Annotated in this window: 14 protein-coding genes and 1 rRNA gene; 13 read left to right on the plus strand and 2 right to left on the minus strand. The window is 75.0% G+C overall.

All coding sequences use genetic code 11. The features are described 5' to 3' along the window. Positions 1-176 precede the first annotated feature (176 nt). Positions 177-294 (plus strand): 5S ribosomal RNA (gene rrf, locus Q0858_RS12020). A 75-nt stretch (positions 295-369) separates the two neighbouring features. Here the strand turns inward: rrf and Q0858_RS12025 are convergent. Further along, a complete protein-coding gene (locus Q0858_RS12025; RefSeq protein ID WP_299054568.1) occupies positions 370-1,512 on the minus strand; it encodes a DUF1015 family protein in 1,143 nt (380 codons plus the stop codon). Positions 1,513-1,556: 44 nt separating this feature from the next. Here Q0858_RS12025 and Q0858_RS12030 point away from each other — a divergent pair, with 44 nt between their 5' ends. The 12 genes from Q0858_RS12030 (at position 1,557) to Q0858_RS12085 (ending at position 15,596) form a co-directional block, all read left to right on the plus strand. Next, complete coding sequence (locus Q0858_RS12030; protein ID WP_299054571.1) at positions 1,557-2,552, plus strand: HAD-IIA family hydrolase; 996 nt, start codon at positions 1,557-1,559, stop codon at positions 2,550-2,552. 10 nt (positions 2,553-2,562) lie between these two features. Then, positions 2,563-2,721: a hypothetical protein gene (locus tag Q0858_RS12035; RefSeq protein ID WP_299054574.1), complete on the plus strand. Its 159-nt coding sequence runs from the start codon at positions 2,563-2,565 to the stop codon at positions 2,719-2,721. Beyond that, positions 2,721-3,554, plus strand: a complete 834-nt coding sequence (locus Q0858_RS12040; RefSeq protein ID WP_299054577.1) for a TlyA family RNA methyltransferase — start codon at positions 2,721-2,723, stop codon at positions 3,552-3,554. Before Q0858_RS12035 ends, Q0858_RS12040 begins: the two co-directional genes overlap by 1 nt. Further along, complete coding sequence (locus Q0858_RS12045; protein ID WP_299054579.1) at positions 3,551-4,510, plus strand: NAD kinase; 960 nt, start codon at positions 3,551-3,553, stop codon at positions 4,508-4,510. Before Q0858_RS12040 ends, Q0858_RS12045 begins: the two co-directional genes overlap by 4 nt. Before the next feature lie 4 nt (positions 4,511-4,514). Next, positions 4,515-6,275: a DNA repair protein RecN gene (gene recN / locus Q0858_RS12050; protein ID WP_299054582.1), complete on the plus strand. Its 1,761-nt coding sequence runs from the start codon at positions 4,515-4,517 to the stop codon at positions 6,273-6,275. A 62-nt stretch (positions 6,276-6,337) separates the two neighbouring features. Next, complete coding sequence (gene steA, locus Q0858_RS12055) at positions 6,338-7,546, plus strand: putative cytokinetic ring protein SteA (RefSeq protein WP_299054585.1); 1,209 nt, start codon at positions 6,338-6,340, stop codon at positions 7,544-7,546. Further along, a complete protein-coding gene (locus Q0858_RS12060; RefSeq protein WP_299054586.1) occupies positions 7,546-8,484 on the plus strand; it encodes a copper transporter in 939 nt (312 codons plus the stop codon). The genes steA and Q0858_RS12060 overlap by 1 nt, the downstream gene beginning before the upstream one ends. Positions 8,485-8,514: 30 nt before the next feature. After that, positions 8,515-10,239: a CTP synthase gene (locus tag Q0858_RS12065; RefSeq protein ID WP_299054590.1), complete on the plus strand. Its 1,725-nt coding sequence runs from the start codon at positions 8,515-8,517 to the stop codon at positions 10,237-10,239. Then, positions 10,236-10,853 carry an NUDIX hydrolase gene (locus tag Q0858_RS12070; RefSeq protein ID WP_299054591.1) on the plus strand — a complete coding sequence of 206 codons (618 nt, stop codon included), beginning with the start codon at positions 10,236-10,238 and terminating at the stop codon, positions 10,851-10,853. The genes Q0858_RS12065 and Q0858_RS12070 overlap by 4 nt, the downstream gene beginning before the upstream one ends. A gap of 43 nt (positions 10,854-10,896) precedes the next feature. Beyond that, positions 10,897-12,009: an alanine dehydrogenase gene (gene ald / locus Q0858_RS12075; RefSeq protein ID WP_299054594.1), complete on the plus strand. Its 1,113-nt coding sequence runs from the start codon at positions 10,897-10,899 to the stop codon at positions 12,007-12,009. A 3-nt stretch (positions 12,010-12,012) separates the two neighbouring features. Next, entirely contained in the window at positions 12,013-12,987 is a 975-nt protein-coding gene (locus tag Q0858_RS12080; protein ID WP_299054598.1) for a site-specific tyrosine recombinase XerD, read from the plus strand. Then, on the plus strand, positions 12,984-15,596 hold the full coding sequence (locus Q0858_RS12085) for a DUF3516 domain-containing protein (RefSeq protein WP_299054600.1): 2,613 nt from the start codon (positions 12,984-12,986) through the stop codon (positions 15,594-15,596). Before Q0858_RS12080 ends, Q0858_RS12085 begins: the two co-directional genes overlap by 4 nt. Here the strand turns inward: Q0858_RS12085 and Q0858_RS12090 are convergent. Then, a complete protein-coding gene (locus Q0858_RS12090; protein WP_299054603.1) occupies positions 15,593-16,195 on the minus strand; it encodes an HAD-IA family hydrolase in 603 nt (200 codons plus the stop codon). The genes Q0858_RS12085 and Q0858_RS12090 overlap by 4 nt on opposite strands. Between the last annotated feature and the right edge of the window lie 129 nt (positions 16,196-16,324).

Consider the following 16,324-nt stretch of genomic DNA (forward strand, 5'->3'; position numbering starts at 1 on the left):
GCCACCCACCCGCCACGAGACCCACCACGAACCCCCAGTCATGGGGAACGGTGGAGCAACTGACGGTCACTGAGCAAGGCCCGACAACGCACGTAACGAACAAGATCTTGACTCCCCTGACAGGGGGTCGCGCGTCCACTCTGCGGTATCTGAACCACCAGACGGTTCACAGATGTCACGGCGGCCATGGCGGAGCGGGAAACACCCGGATCCATACCGAACCCGGAAGTTAAGCCCTCCAGCGCCGAAGGTACTGCAGTCGAGAGGCTGTGGGAGACTAGGACGCCGCCGGACTACTACGTTGAAGAAAGCGAAAGGCCCCTCCTCACGGAGGGGCCTTTCGTCGTTCCCGGACCGGGTCGGCTGCTATCAGCCGTCGACCACGGAGCGCATCAGGACGCCCGTCGTCGGCTTCGGCTGGAACGACGTGGCCTTCTCCGGAAGCAGCCCCTGCTCGGAGACGATGCGGTGCACGACGTCGAAGCCGGGAGCCGGCAGCAGCACGGCCGTCGTCCGACCGGGCTCGGTGCGGTGCAGGGCCGCGTCCACCCGGTGCACGTACTCCGTCGCGACGGGCGACGGCTCGAGGTGGGGCAGCACGTCGTGGTGGAGGACCTCCACGGCGGCGCGACACCGGACGGCGTCCGCGGTCGCGCCCGCGAAGGTGGTGACGGCCCAGCGCTCGCCGTCCGTGAGGACCAGGGAGCCCGGGCCCAGAGCCGCCACGGCGTCGCTCTCGCCCACCTCGGCCCACTCCAGACCGGGGGCCTGCCGTACCGCCGCCCGCAGGGAGTCGAGCCCGACCCCGCGGAGCACGCGGTGGATGGCCCCGAGGAACAGGGGCGTGTCGTCCTGGTCGACGAGCATCACGAGCCCGCGGTCCCAGGCCGTGCCCGGCTGCTCCTGCGACAGGCGCAGGTAGGCGGCGTACCGGTGGTGCCCGTCGGCGATCACCGCCTGGGTCTGCTGCAGGGAGTCCTGCAGCGCGCGGACGGCGGCCGGCTCCCGCACCGCCCAGATCCGGTGCCGCTGCCCCTCGGCGTCCTCGAAGGACTGCCAGGGCTCGGCGGCCATCGCGCGGTACACCGCGGCGCGGGTGACGGGCCGTGCCCGGTGGACGAGCAGGATCGGAGCCGGGTTGACGCCCATGTCGCGCATGCGGTCGGTGAGCTCGGCGGCCTGGTCGAGGTGCACGCCCTCGTGGGGCAGCACCGCCGGCTCGACCGAGCCCTCGGTGAGGTGGGTGAGGTCCAGCGACCCCACGAGGCCCCGCACCGTGATGCCGGACGTCGTGTACTCGTGCACGTACACCGCGGCCTGCGGGTCGCGGACCAGCCGTCCACCGGCCTCCCACTCGTCCAGACGCTCCGTCACGGCTCGGTAGGGTCGCGCCAGGACGCGCGCCACACCACGATGACCGGTGCGGCGGGGGTCCAGGCTGATCGCCCGGAACGGCAGCAGCCGGAACGGCGCGGCCACCACGGGTGGCGTCGTCACCGTCACCTCGTCCACCCCACGATCGTAGGGCGGACCCTCGCGGAGCGAAGGAGACCCTCGTGCTGCCGGACTCACCGCCGCTGGTGGAGACCCACGACCTGGTGATGCTCGACCTCGACGGGGTCGTCTACGTCGGCCCCGATCCCGTGCCCGGCGCGGCGGACCACCTGGCGGCGGCACGCGACGCCGGTGCCCGGCTGGCCTTCGTGACGAACAACGCCTCGCGCCCCGCCGCGGTGGTCGCCGAGCGCCTCACCGGGTTCGGTGTGCCCGCCGAGGTCGACGACGTCGTCACCTCCGCGCAGGCCTCCGCCCGGCTCGTCGTCGACGAGCACGGCGAGGGCGCCCGGGTGCTGCTGCTGGGCGGGGAGGGCCTGGACGCCGCCGTTCGCGAGGTCGGCCTCGAGCCCGTCGGGCTGGACGGCGACCCCGTCGTCCTCCTGACCGGCTACGGGCCCGACGTCCTGTGGAGCGACATCATGAGCGCCGCGGTCGCCGTCGAGGGTGGCCTGGCCTGGGTGGCGTCCAACACCGACCACACCATCCCCACCGCCCGCGGACGGGCCCCCGGCCACGGGGTCCTGGTCGACATGCTCCGCCGCTACACCGGCGTCGAGCCCACGGTGGCGGGCAAGCCGCAGCCCCCGCTGCTGCACGAGACCATCCGCCGGGTCGGCGGCGAGCGTCCCCTCATGGTCGGCGACCGTGTCGACACCGACATCGAGGGCGCGCACGCCGTCGGGGTCGACTCGCTGCTGGTCCTCACCGGCGTCACGGGTCTGCCCGAGCTGGCGGGGATCGCCGCCGAGCACCGCCCCACCCACCTCGCCCCCGACCTCGGTGGGCTGCACGAGCCGCACCGGGCGCCGCGTCGGGGTGACGACGGCTGGGAGGCCGACGGGTGGACGGCCACCGTCACCGACGGCTCGCTCGCCGTGTCCGGCGACGGGGGAGATGCGGACTGGTGGCGCACCGCGGCCTGCGCGCTGTGGGAGCACCTCGACGAGCACGGCTCGCCCGCGGACGTCGACGGCGTCACCCCGCCCGGCCGGTAGCGTGCGGGACGTGGACGACGAGGACCAGACCGAAGCCGACCTCGCGGAGGCAGGGGTCGTCGAGGCCGCGGTGGCGGCGCTCGACGGGCTCGAGGACCGCCCGGTCGGCGAGCACCTCGCGGCGTACGAGCAGGCCCACCGCGAGCTGCGGGCGGCTCTCGAGGTCTGATGGCCCGCTCCGGCAGCCCGCGTCGACAGCGCCTCGACGCCGAGCTCGTACGTCGGGGGCTCGCGCGGTCCCGTGGTGACGCCGCCGCGCTGGTCGACGCCGGCCGCGTCACCGTCGCCGGCGTGGTCGCGACCAAGCCCGCCACCGCCGTCTCGCTCGACGTCGCCGTCGTCGTGCGCGAGGACCCCGACGACCCCGGCTACGTCTCCCGCGGGGGGCACAAGCTGGCCGGGGCCCTGGACGCCTTCGTGCCCCAGGGGCTGCGGGTGGAAGGCCGACGCTGCCTCGACGCAGGCGCCTCCACGGGCGGCTTCACCGACGTCCTGCTGCGCGCGGGGGTCTCCCGGGTCGCGGCGGTCGACGTGGGCTACGGCCAGCTCGCCTGGAGCATCCGGACCGACGAGCGGGTCGACGTCCACGACCGCACCCACATCAGGGACGTCACGACGGAGCTCCTGGGCGGAGCGGTCGACGTCGTGGTCGGCGACCTCTCGTTCATCTCGCTGCGCCTGCTCCTGGCGCCCCTGGTCGCCGTGACCGACCCCGACGGCGACCTGGTGCTGATGGTCAAGCCGCAGTTCGAGGTGGGCAAGGACCGGGTCGGCAAGGGCGGGGTCGTCCGCGACCCCGCCCTCCACCTGGAGAGCGTGCAGGGGGTCCTGGCCGAGGCCGACCGCCTCGGGTGGGGCGTGGTCGGCGTGGTCCGCAGCCCGCTGCCGGGCCCGTCGGGCAACGTCGAGTTCTTCACGTGGCTGCGCCGAGGTCCCGCGCAGCTGGACGCGGAGGCCGTGGCCGCGGCGGTGTCGGAGCGGGGTGAGAGGCTGGCGCCGTGACCGACCACCTCGCCGCGGAGCCCACCGCGGGACGCCGCGTGCTGCTCCTCGCGCACACCGGACGGGCCGAGTCGTGCGCGGTCGCCAAGGCCTGTGCCGAGGCCCTCGCCGGGCGTGGCGTCGCCGTCCGGCTGCTGCCGGGCGAGGCCGCCGACCTGATCGGCGACGGTCCCGTGCCGGCCGGTCACGAGGTCTGGTCCCCCGAGGACGCCGGCCCCGGCGGGCCGGGTGCCGGCTGCGAGCTGGCCGTCGTCATCGGCGGTGACGGCACGATCCTGCGGGCGGCCGAGGTCACCCGCGACTCGGGCATCCCGCTGCTCGGGGTCAACCTGGGCCACGTCGGCTTCCTGGCCGAGGCCGAGCAGGACGACCTCGCCGTGACCATCGACGCCGTCGTGGACCGCAGCTACGACATCGAGGACCGCCTCACCCTCGAGGTCCTGGTGCTGCTCGACGGCGAGGTCCTGACGCGGACCTTCGCGGTCAACGAGGCCAGCGTGGAGAAGGCGGAGCGGCAGCGGATGGTCGAGGTGCTCGTCGAGGTCGACGGCCGGCCCCTGTCCCGCTGGGGCTGCGACGGCGTCGTGCTCGCCACCCCGACCGGCTCCACGGCGTACAACTTCAGCGCCGGCGGCCCGGTCGTGTGGCCGCAGGTCGAGGCCATGCTCATGGTGCCGATCAGCGCCCACGCCCTGTTCGCGCGACCGCTGGTCGTGGACCCCCGGTCGGTGATGTCGGTCGAGGTCCAGGACCGCCCCGACGGCGCCGGGGTGCTCTGGTGCGACGGCCGCCGGACCGTCGACCTGGTGCCGGGGGCCCGGGTCGAGGTGCGCCGCGGTGAGCGTCCGCTGCGGCTCGTCCGGCTGCACCAGGCGCCGTTCTCGGACCGGCTCGTCGCCAAGTTCCGCCTGCCGGTCGCCGGCTGGCGCGGCGCGCCCGGCCCCGGGGAGGGCTGAGCCGGTGTTCGAGGAGATCCGCATCACCGGGCTGGGCGTCATCGACTCCTCGACCCTCGAGCTCGGCACCGGACCCGGGCTCACCGTCATCACCGGCGAGACCGGTGCGGGCAAGACCATGGTCGTCACCGCCCTGGGGCTGCTGCTCGGCGGGCGGGCCGACTCCGGCGCCGTCCGCGCGGGCCGCTCCAGCGCCCGCGTCGAGGGCCTCGTGCGGGCCGGCGCGTCACCGGGTCTCGCCGACGAGGTCGAGGAGGCCGGGGGCGAGGTCGAGGACGACACCGTCCTGCTCGCCCGCACCATCTCGGCGGAGGGCCGCAGTCGGGCCTTCGTCGGCGGCGCCTCCGTCCCCGCCTCCGTCCTGGCCCGCCTCGCCGAGCCGCTCGTCGCCGTCCACGGCCAGTCCGACCAGCACCGCCTGCTCCGGGCCTCCGCCCAGCGGGAGGCCCTGGACCGGTTCGGCGCCGCTGCGCTCGCCGAGCCCCTCGGCGCCTGGCGGGTCGCCCACGCCGACCTCGTCGCCACCGAGCGCCGCCTCGCCGAGGTCCTCGGCGCCACCCGGGAGCGCGCCCGCGAGGCGGAGACCCTCCGGGAGGCGCTGGCGCGGATCGAGGAGGTCGACCCGGTCCCCGGGGAGGACGCAGCCCTCGCCGCCGAGGAGTCCCGCCTCGGGCACTCCGAGGAGCTGCGCACCGCCGCCGAGCAGGCCCGCGAGGCCCTGTCCAGCGAGTCCGGCGGGGCCGACGCCGTCGCCACCGTCGGTGCCGCGCGCTCGCTGCTCGAGTCCGTCCGCGACCACGACCCCGCGGCCGCCGAGCTGGCCGACCGCGCCACCGAGGTCAGCTACCTGCTCTCCGACCTCGCCTCCGACGTGGCGTCGTACGCGACCGGGCTCGACGTCGACCCCGCCCGCCTGGCTGCCGTCTCCGAGCGCCGCGCCGCCCTCACGGCGCTGACACGGACGTACGCCGACACCCTCGACGAGGTGCTCGCGTGGGCCGAGCGCGGCTCGGCCCGCCTGCTCGAGCTCGACGGCACCGACGACGAGATCGAGGCCCTGCGCACGCGCCGCGACGCGCTGCGCGCGGAGCTCGCCACCACGGGCGCCCGCCTCTCCGCCCTGCGCGAGGAGGCCGCGGTCCGGCTGTCCACCGAGGTGGGGGAGGAGCTCACGCGGCTCGCGATGCCCCACGCCGTCGTCGAGGTCCGGGTCACCCAGGCCGAGTCCACCGCCCCCGCGACGCCCAACGACCCCGCGCCGGGGGACCCGCTGCGCGTGGGGAAGCGGTGGCTCGCGCACACCGCCTCCGGGCTCGACGAGGTCGAGCTCCTGCTCGCCGCCAACGCCGGCGCCCAGGCCCGTCCGCTGCACAAGGGCGCCTCGGGCGGTGAGCTGTCACGGGTGATGCTCGCCCTCGAGGTCACCCTGGCCGGGACCAGCCCCGTGCCCACGTTCGTCTTCGACGAGGTCGACGCCGGTGTCGGCGGGCGTGCCGCCGTCGAGGTCGGACGGCGCCTCGCGCGGCTCGCCCGGACCGCCCAGGTCCTGGTCGTCACCCACCTGCCCCAGGTCGCCGCCTTCGCCGACCGCCACGTCGTGGTCGAGAAGGCCAGCGACGGCTCCGTGACCACGTCGGGGCTCACCGTGCTCGACGAGGCCGACCGCGAGCGGGAGCTGTCGCGGATGCTCGCCGGTGTCGACGACTCCGACTCCGCGATGGCGCACGCCCGCGAGCTCCTCGAGTCCGCCCGCAGCACCACCTGAGCCCCGACGCGCCGTCCGACCTGCCGGGAGGCGGGGTCCGCCGGTGCCAGCATGGTCGTCCGATGAGGCTCTCCGTGCGCACCCGCCGTCCCGACACCCAGCCCGGCCTGACGGGCCGCGCCCGCGTCGTGGGTCGTGCCGTCGGTCGCCGCGACACCACGCTGCGCGGGATGCGACGCGGTGACGTGCTTGTCCTCGACCGCACCGACCTCGACCGGGCCACCGCCCAGGCCGCGATCGACGCCGGCGTGGCCGCCGTGGTCAACGCCTCGTCGTCGATCTCCGGCCGGTTCCCCACCCTCGGCGCGGGCCTGCTGGCCGACGCGGGCGTCGTCCACCTCGACCGGGTCGGGGTGAGGGTCCTGGACGCCGTCCGGGACGGCGCCGAGGTGCGGATCCACGAGGGCCGCCTGCACGCGGAGGGGTCCGACCCGCTCGAGGGGCGCGTCCTCGACGCCGCGAGCGTGGTGGAGCTGCAGGGCGAGGCGCGGACCTCCATGAGCGCCCACCTCGAGTCCCTGACCCTGCACACCGGCGAGTTCCTGCGTCGCGAGCACCGGCTGCTGCTGCACGGCGCCGGCCTGCCGGACCCCTCGACCACCATGGCCGGCCGTCCCGTCGTGGTCGTGGGCGCCGGCCACGAGCACCGCGCCGAGCTGCGCGCGGTCCGGGCCTTCGTCCGCGAGCAGCGCCCCGTGGTGATCGGCGTGGACACCGGCGCCGTGGTCGCCTCCGACGTGGGCATGCCGCCCGACGTCGTCGTGGTCTCCGCGCCCGACGACGACCGCGGTCTGCCGCCGGCCGCCGTCCTGCGCCGGGCCTCCGACGTCGTCCTGGTCGAGCCCCGGGGCGGGACCGCCGGCGACACCGACGCCCGCCTCGCCCGGCTCGGCCTGACGCCGCTCACCCTGCGCACCGCCGCCACCCCGGAGGACGCGGCGCTCCTGCTGGCCCACCACCGCGGCGCCTCGGCCGTCGTCGGGGTCGGCATGCGCGCCACCCTCGAGGAGCTCCTCGACGGTGACCGTCCCGGGCTCGGCAGCAGCCACCTCACCCGCCTCGAGATCGGCCCGAAGCTCGTCGACGCCGCCGCCCTGCCCGGGGTGTACGCCGGCCGCGTCGGCCTGCGCCACGTCGTCGGCGTGCTGCTGGTCGGGCTGCTGGCCCTGCTCGCCGCCGTCCTCGTCACGCCGGTCGGCCAGGAGTGGGCCGCCGCCGGCGTCGACGTCGTCGCCGACCTGGTCCGCACCGTGAGGGAGTCGATCCGCTGATGCCCGCTCCCACCAGCCTGCGACGCCGCCTGGCCCCGGCCGCGGCGACCGTGCTGGCCCTCGCCGTCGGGATCGCCGTCGGCGCAGGGCCGCTCTCGGACGTCGGGACCGGCACCGACCAGCTCGCCGCCCGCACCGGCGCGGCGCCCGCGCTCACCGACGCGTCCGCCGTCCGCGCCCTCGAGGCCTCGGGCGCCCTCGCCCTCACCACCGCCCCCCGCGTGTACGACGACCGGCTCGCCGGCCGCGACGTCGCGATCCTCACGATGCCCGGCGCCGACGACGACGTCGTGGACGGGCTCCGCGAGCAGGTCGCCGCTGCCGGTGCCCGGGTGTCCGGCACCTTCGGCGCCACCACCGAGCTGGCCGGTCCGTCCGGCACCGCGCTCGTCGACAGCCTGGGCCGCCGCCTGCTCGCGCAGAACCCGGACCTGCCCGTCGACGCCGACGCGCCGACGTACGAGCGCATGGGGGGCCTGCTCGGCATGGTGCTGGCCAGCCGCGAGCCCGCCGGACAGCCGCCGGTGCGGGCCACCGACGCGGTCGCCGAGAGCCTGCGACGCTCCGGTCTGCTCACCGGCCCCGACGCCGTCCGCACCCGCGCGCCGCTGGTGCTGGTCGTCCTCGGCAGCGACGACTCCGCCGGCGACGCCGGCGCCACACGCTCCGTCGACGCCGTGACCACGGGCCTGCTGACGGGTCTCGCGCAGCGCGCGGTCGGCACGGTCGTGGTCGACGACGTCGCCTCCGGGGCAGGCGGTGCCATGCGTCGCCTGCGGGACGCCGGCGCGCTCGCCGGGGTCGGCACCGTCGACGGGGTCGACCTCGAGGCGGGCCGTGTCCTGGCCGTCCTGGCGCTCATCCGCGCCGACGACGGCGTCCGCGGGGCGTGGGGCGTGCACGGCGCCGACGGTCCCGTGCCCACGCCTGCGGGCTGAGGTGCCGCGCGGAGTGTAGGTTGGAGTTCCGTGAAGGACCTGCATCACGCCCCGGCCCAGACCAAGCACGTCTTCGTGACCGGGGGTGTCGCCTCCTCGCTCGGGAAGGGCCTCACGGCCTCGAGCCTCGGCAACCTCCTCAAGGCCCGCGGGCTGCGGGTGACGATGCAGAAGCTCGACCCCTACCTGAACGTCGATCCCGGGACGATGAACCCGTTCCAGCACGGCGAGGTCTTCGTCACCGACGACGGCGCCGAGACCGACCTCGACATCGGCCACTACGAGCGGTTCCTCGACACCGACCTCAACCAGATCGCCAACGTCACGACCGGGCAGGTGTACTCGACGGTCATCGCCCGCGAGCGCCGCGGTGACTACCTCGGCGACACGGTGCAGGTCATCCCGCACATCACGGACGAGATCCGCGACCGGATGCTGGCGATGGGCGAGCACGGCGGCGGTGGGGGCGGTCGGGTCGACGTCGTCCTGCACGAGATCGGCGGCACCGTCGGCGACATCGAGTCGCAGCCGTTCCTCGAGTCGGCCCGTCAGGTGCGCCAGGCCGTCGGCCGCCAGAACTGCTTCTTCATCCACGTCTCGCTCGTGCCCTACATCGGCCCGTCCGGTGAGCTGAAGACGAAGCCGACGCAGCACTCGGTCGCTGCCCTCCGCTCCATCGGCATCCAGCCCGACGCCATCGTCTGCCGCGCCGACCGCGAGCTGCCGCAGAGCATCAAGCGCAAGATCGCGCTCATGTGCGACGTCGACGAGGAGGCCGTCGTCACCGCGGCCGACGCCCCGTCGATCTACGACATCCCGAAGGTGCTGCACCGCGAGGGCCTCGACGCGTACGTGGTCCGCCGCCTCGACCTGCCGTTCCGCGACGTCGACTGGACCGACTGGGACGACCTCCTGCGCCGCGTCCACCACCCCCGCGAGGAGGTGACGATCGGCCTCGTCGGCAAGTACGTCGACCTGCCCGACGCCTACCTCTCCGTGGTCGAGGCCCTGCGGGCCGGCGGCCTCGCGCACGAGGCGCGGGTGCAGCTGCGGTGGATCCCCTCGGACTCCTGCGAGGACCCCGCCGGCGCCGCGAAGCAGCTGTCCGAGGTCGACGCGATCTGCGTGCCCGGCGGGTTCGGGATCCGCGGGATCGAGGGCAAGCTCGGCGCCCTCACCTACGCCCGCACCCACGGCATCCCCACCCTCGGGCTGTGCCTCGGCCTGCAGTGCATGGTCATCGAGTACGCCCGCACCGTCGCCGGCCTCGAGCGGGCCGGCTCCACCGAGTTCGACCCCGGCACCCCGGAGCCGGTCATCGCGACGATGGCCGAGCAGGAGGCGTACGTCGAGGGCGCCGGCGACCTGGGCGGGACCATGCGGCTCGGGCTCTACCCGGCGGAGCTGGCGGAGGGCTCCGTCGTCGCCGCGACGTACGGCGCCACCACCGTCGAGGAGCGTCACCGCCACCGCTACGAGGTCAACAACGCCTACCGCGAGCAGCTCACCGAAGCCGGCCTGGTCTTCTCCGGGCTGAGCCCCGACGGCGGGCTCGTCGAGTTCGCGGAGCTGCCGCGCGACGTCCACCCCTACTACGTCGCCACCCAGGCGCACCCCGAGCTCCGGTCGCGACCCACCCGCCCGCACCCCCTGTTCGCGGGGCTGGTGGACGCGGCCATCACCCGGCAGCGCGAGCTGCGGATCCCGATCGACGAGTCCACGCTCGAGCGCCGCTGGGTCGAGGTCGACGCGTGAGCGACGCCGGCGCCGACCCGCAGGACCTCGCCGACCGCGAGGGCTCCTGGGAGGTCGTGAGCTCCCGCCCGCTCTACGAGGGCGAGTGGGTGGTCAACCTGCGCGAGGACGTCGTCCGGCGGCCCGGTCACACCGAGACGCACTCCCGCACCGTGATGGAGCACCCCGGTGCCGTCGTCGTCCTCGCGGTCGACGACGCGACCCCGGGGGAGGAGCGGGTCTGCTGCCTGCGGCAGTACCGCCACGCCGGGCCCGGATGGTTCGTCGAGCTGCCGGCCGGCCTGCGTGACGCCGCGGGGGAGGACCCGGTGGACGTCGCCGTCCGCGAGCTGCGCGAGGAGGTCGAGCTCGAGGCCACCGACTGGCGGCCGCTGCTCACGCTGCGGCCCAGCGTGGGGATCAGCGACGAGGTGCAGGAGGTCTTCCTGGCCCGCGGTCTCTCGCACGTCTCCCGCGGCGACTTCGAGCTGCACGCCGAGGAGGCCGAGATGGAGGTCTTCTGGGCCCCCGTCGAGGACCTCCTCGAGGCCGCGCTGGACGGGAGGCTCGGCACGAGCCCCGTCGTCGCGGCGCTGCTGGCGTACGACGCGCTGCGCCGTCGCGGCCGTCTGTGACGCCATCGATGACCGGGGACACCGGCATGGCTAGGGTGCGGACGTGAAGGTCGGCGTACCCAAGGAAGTCAAGAACCACGAGTACCGGGTGGCGATCACGCCCGTCGGTGTCCACGAGCTGGTCGCGCACGGCCACGAGGTGCTCGTGCAGACCGGCGCCGGTGCCGGCTCGCAGATCCCCGACGAGGAGTACGCCGCCGCGGGCGCGCGGCTCATGCCGGACGCCGACGCGACCTGGGGCGAGGCCGACATGGTCCTCAAGGTCAAGGAGCCCGTCGCCGAGGAGTACCACCGGATGCGGGAGGGCCTGACCCTCTTCACCTACCTCCACCTCGCCGCCGACCGGCCGCTGACCGTCGAGCTCATGGAGCGCGGCGTCACCTCCCTGGCCTACGAGACGGTGCAGCTGCCGTCGGGCGGCCTGCCGCTGCTCTACCCGATGTCGGAAGTCGCGGGCTGCCTCGCGCCGCAGGTCGGGGCGCACTCGCTGCTCAAGGCCCAGGGCGGCCGCGGCGTGCTCATGGGCGGCGTCGGCGGCGTGGCGAACGCCAAGGTCGTCATCCTCGGCGCCGGCGTGTCCGGGCAGAACGCCGCGAACATCGCCCTCGGCATGGGGGCAGACGTCACGCTCCTCGACACCGACCTCGACAAGCTGCGGATGTCCTTCTGGCGCTACGACAACCGCGTCCGCGGCCTGGCGTCGTCCAAGCTGGCGATCGAGCAGCAGGTGACCGAGGCCGACATGGTCATCGGTGCGGTCCTGATCCCCGGTGCCGCGGCGCCGAAGCTGGTCAGCAACGAGCTGGTGTCGCGGATGAAGCCCGGCTCGGTGCTCGTCGACATCGCCGTCGACCAGGGCGGCTGCTTCGAGGACACCCGTCCGACCACGCACGCGGACCCGACGTACCCGGTGCACGACTCGACGTTCTACTGCGTGGCGAACATGCCGGGCGCGGTGCCGAACACGTCGACGTACGCGCTGACGAACGCGACGCTCCCGTACGTCGTCGCGGTCGCCGACCGCGGCTGGCGCGACGCCTGCCGCCTCGACGCGACGCTCGCCGGGGGGCTCTCGACCCACGAGGGTCGCCTGTACTCCTCGCCCGTGGGCGAGGCCCACGGCATCGACGCGGCGTCGCCGGGCGACCTCTGGTGACGCGTGGCTGAAGCCCGGGCCGAGCCCCTGGGCGCGGCGGTCCGGGGCTACCTGGACCACCTGGCCGTGGAGCGGGGCCTGGCGGCGAACACGCTGAGCTCCTACCGCCGTGACCTGCGCCGCTACCTGGGCTTCCTCGACGCCGCCGGGGTGACCGACCTCGACAGCGTCACCGAGGCGACCGTCACCGACTTCCTCGCCGCGCTGCGCACCGGGGACGCCGACCACCCTCCGCTGGGCGCGGCCTCGGCCGCCCGGACCGTGGTCGCCGTCCGCGGCTTCCACCGGTTCGCCGTGGGCGACGGGCTCACCGAGGTCGACCCGGCCGGCGCTGTGAAGCCGCCCGCCCCCGCCAAGCGGCTCCCCAAGGCCCTCGGCGTCGGGGACGTCGAGGCGCTGCTGGAGGCCGCCGGCGGACCGGAGGGTCCCGACGGCGCCGTGGCGGGCCCGCTCGCGCTGCGCGACCGGGCGCTGCTGGAGCTGCTCTACGGCACCGGCGCCCGGATCTCCGAGGCCGTCGGCCTCGACGTCGACGACGTCACCACCGGCGACCGCGACCCCGAGGACGCCACCGTCCTGCTGCGCGGCAAGGGCGGCAAGGAGCGGCTCGTGCCCGTCGGGCGCTACGCCCGCGACGCCGTCGATGCCTACCTCGTGCGCGGACGTGCCGAGCTCGTCGGCTCCGGCCGCGGCGGCGCCGCGCTGTTCCTCAACTCCCGCGGCGGCCGGCTGTCGCGCCAGAGCGCGTGGGCCGTCCTGTCGCGCGCCGCGGAGCGGGCCGGGCTCGCCCAGGGCGTCTCCCCGCACACGCTGCGGCACTCCTTCGCCACCCACCTGCTCGACGGCGGCGCCGACGTCCGCGTCGTCCAGGAGCTGCTCGGCCACGCCTCGGTGACGACCACCCAGGTCTACACGCTCGTCACCGTCGACAACCTGCGCGAGGTCTTCGCCACCGCGCACCCCCGGGCCCGCGCGTGACCGACACCGCCGTCGCGTCCCTGGGCGACCTCGCCGACGACCTACGCGAACGCGGGCTCGGTCGCGACCCCGACGCGCTGTACGACGCCTTCTCCTCCTGGGTCGAGGGCCGCGGCCTGGCGCCGTACCCGCACCAGGACGAGGCGGTCATCGAGCTGTTCAGCGGCTCCCACGTCGTCCTCGCCACCCCCACCGGGTCGGGGAAGTCGCTGGTCGCCACGGCGGCGCTGTTCGCGGCGCTGGCGGCGGGGGAGCGGGGCTGGCTGACTGCGCCGGTGAAGGCGCTCGTCAGCGAGAAGTTCTTCGACGCCGTGGCCACCTTCGGCGCCGAGCGGGTCGGGATGCTCACCGGCGACGCCGCCGTCAACGCCGACGCGCCACTGGTCTGCGCGACCGCGGAGATCCTCGCGAACGTCGCGCTGCGGGAGGGCGCGGACGCCCCGGCCGGGCGGGTCGTGATGGACGAGTTCCACTACTACGCCGAGCCGGACCGCGGCTGGGCGTGGCAGTTGCCGCTGCTCGAGCTCACCGACGCGCGGTTCCTGCTGATGTCGGCGACCCTCGGCGACATGAGCACGATCGCGGCGGACCTCACCCGTCGTACCGGTCTCGAGGTGGCTGTCGTCGCCGACGCGGAGCGGCCCGTGCCGCTGGCGTTCACGTGGGCCATGACGCCGCTCGCCGAGACGTTGTCGGAGCTGATCGAGGACGATGACGCCCCCGTCTACGTCGTCCACTTCACCCAGGCGAACGCCGTCGCCCACGCCACGACGCTGCTGCGCTCGGCCGTCGCGTCCCGCGAGGCCCGAGACCGGATCCTCGAGCGGCTCGAGGGCTTCCGCTTCGCGGCCGGGTTCGGGCGGACGCTGGGCAAGCTGCTGCGGCACGGCGTGGGCGTGCACCACGCGGGGATGCTGCCGCGCTACCGCCGGCTCGTCGAGCAGCTCGCGCAGGCGGGGCTGCTCGTCGTGGTGTGCGGCACCGACACCCTCGGGGTCGGCATCAACGTGCCGATCCGCACCGTGCTGTTCACCGGCCTCGCGAAGTACGACGGCCGCCGCCAGCGGGTGCTGAAGGTGCGTGAGTTCCAGCAGATCGCGGGCCGCGCCGGGCGGGCCGGGTACGACGTCCGTGGCCGGGTCGTCGTCCAGGCGCCCGAGCACGTCATCGAGAACGCCCGCAACCTCGCCAAGGCCGGCGACGACCCGAAGAAGCGGCGCAAGGTCCAGCGCCGCAAGCCCGCCGACGGCGAGGTCGTGTGGACCGAGGACACGTTCACCAAGCTGGTCGAGGGCACCCCCGAGGCGCTCGTGCCGCGGATGAAGGTCGACAACGCGATGCTCGTCAACGTCGCGGCACGTGACGAGGACACGACCGCCGTCGTCCGCCGGCTCGTCTACGAGAACCACGACCAGCGGCCCCGCGAGCGGGCGCGGATGGCGCGGCGCGCCGTCCGGCTGGTGCGGTCGCTGGCCGACAGCGGCGTGCTGACCCGACTCGACGAGCCGGACGGCTACGGGCGGCGCTTCGTGCTGACCGTCGACCTGCCGACCGGGTTCGGGCTCGACTCGCCGCTCGCCCACTTCGCGCTGCGGGCCCTCGAGGTGCTGCCGGTGCCGGAGGCCGCGGCGGACGACGTCGCGGCGCGGACGCACGCCCTCGACGTGCTCAGCGTCGTCGAGGCGGTCGTGGAGACCCCGCGGGCGATCCTCATGGCGCAGCAGCACGCCGCCCGCGGCGAGGCCGTGGCGGCGATGAAGGCGGACGGCATCGAGTACGAGGAGCGGATGGTCCTCCTCGAGGACGTCACCTGGCCGCAGCCGCTGCGGGAGCTGCTGGAGACCGTCTGGGAGGACTACCTGCTCGGCCACCCGTGGCTGCCGGCGGACGCGATGACGCCGGCCTCCGTCGTCCGGGACATGGTGGAGCAGGGGATGGGCTTCACCGAGCTGGTGTCGCGCTACCAGCTCGCCCGGTCCGAGGGCCTGGTGCTGCGCTGCCTGTCGGACACGTACCGCTCGCTGCGTCAGGTCGTGCCGGACGCGCACCGCACCGCGGCCCTCGAGGAGATCGAGGAGTGGCTGGGCGAGACTATCCGCCAGACCGACTCCTCCCTCCTGGACGAGTGGGAGGCGCTGACCGGCGCCGGGCCCGTGGCGCTCGAGGGACGGGACCCCGGCGCGCCCCCGCCGCCGCCACGGCCGCTGTCGGAGCGCGTGCGCCCGTTCACGGTCATGGTCCGCAACACGGTCTTCCGCCGGGTGCAGCTCGCCGCGCGGGACGACGTCGACGGTCTGGCCGCGCTCGAGGCGACGTCCGCGGACCTCGGCGGCCCCTCGTCCGCGATGGACGCCGCCGCCTGGGACGCCGCCCTCGAGGCGTACTACGGCGAGCACGACGAGATCCGCACCGACGGCGACGCCCGCGGCCCGGAGCTCTTCACCGTCGAGCCCGACAGCGACGAGGGACGGCGGATCTGGCGGGTGCGCCAGACCGTCCTCGACCCGGAGGGCCACCGCGACTGGGTCCTCGACGCCGAGGTCGACCTCGACGCGTCCGACGAGGTCGGCGAGGCCGTCGTACGCACGTTGGCGATGCGGCGGCTCTAGCCGATCGCGCCCCGTCTCTCCAGCTCGGCCCGCAACGCTGCGGCGTCGGTGTGGAGGTGGCCGTGGAGCCCGGCGGCGACGGCGCCCTCGACGTTGGCCCGCGAGTCGTCCACCAGCAGCATCGCCGCGTGGTCTGCGCCGAGCGCGGCGGCGACGTGGTCGAAGAGGGCGCGGTCGGGCTTGGCCTCGCCGATCTCGGCCGAGACGAGCAGCCCGTCGACGGAGTCGAGGAGACCCAGGGCCCCGACCTCGGCCCGGGACTCGTCGGTGCCGTTGGTGAGCAGGACGACGCGGCGCCCGGTGGCACGGACCTCCTGGGCCAGCGCGACCACGTCGGCGTCGACCGTCACGGGCTGCGCGGCCCACTCCTCGACGGCCGCGGGCGCGCCCGTGCGCGCGGCGATGCCGTCGAGCCAGGCGCGCTTCGTCGTCCGGCCGCGCACCAGGGCGTGCAGGGCCTCCTCGTCGAAGGCGGCCGCGATCAGCGTCATCGGCGTCAGACCGTGGCGGGTCTCGACCGCGGTGGTCTGCTCGAGGTCGAAGAGACGCACGACCCCGTCCAGGTCGAGGAGGACGACGTCGATGCTGCCCTGGGTCATCGCGTCATCATGGCCCGGCGGTGGGACCTCGGGGTGAGCCGCGGGGCTCGACCACCGTGGTGCGGGTGGTCGTACGGCTGGCTGGGTCCCGTGGCTCGCTTCGCTCGCACCTCGACCGGCGGCGACGGG

It is taken from the genome of uncultured Nocardioides sp., assembly GCF_947489365.1.
GTDB lineage: Bacteria > Actinomycetota > Actinomycetes > Propionibacteriales > Nocardioidaceae > Nocardioides.

Excerpts from the sequence above, each read along its gene's own strand:
- Q0858_RS12040 (WP_299054577.1), top strand. The coding sequence starts at position 2,721 with ATGGCCCGCTCCGGCAGCCCGCGTCGACAGCGCCTCGACGCCGAGCTC.
- steA (WP_299054585.1), top strand. The coding sequence starts at position 6,338 with ATGAGGCTCTCCGTGCGCACCCGCCGTCCCGACACCCAGCCCGGCCTG.
- Q0858_RS12060 (WP_299054586.1), top strand. The coding sequence starts at position 7,546 with ATGCCCGCTCCCACCAGCCTGCGACGCCGCCTGGCCCCGGCCGCGGCG.
- Q0858_RS12090 (WP_299054603.1), bottom strand. The coding sequence starts at position 16,195 with ATGACCCAGGGCAGCATCGACGTCGTCCTCCTCGACCTGGACGGGGTC.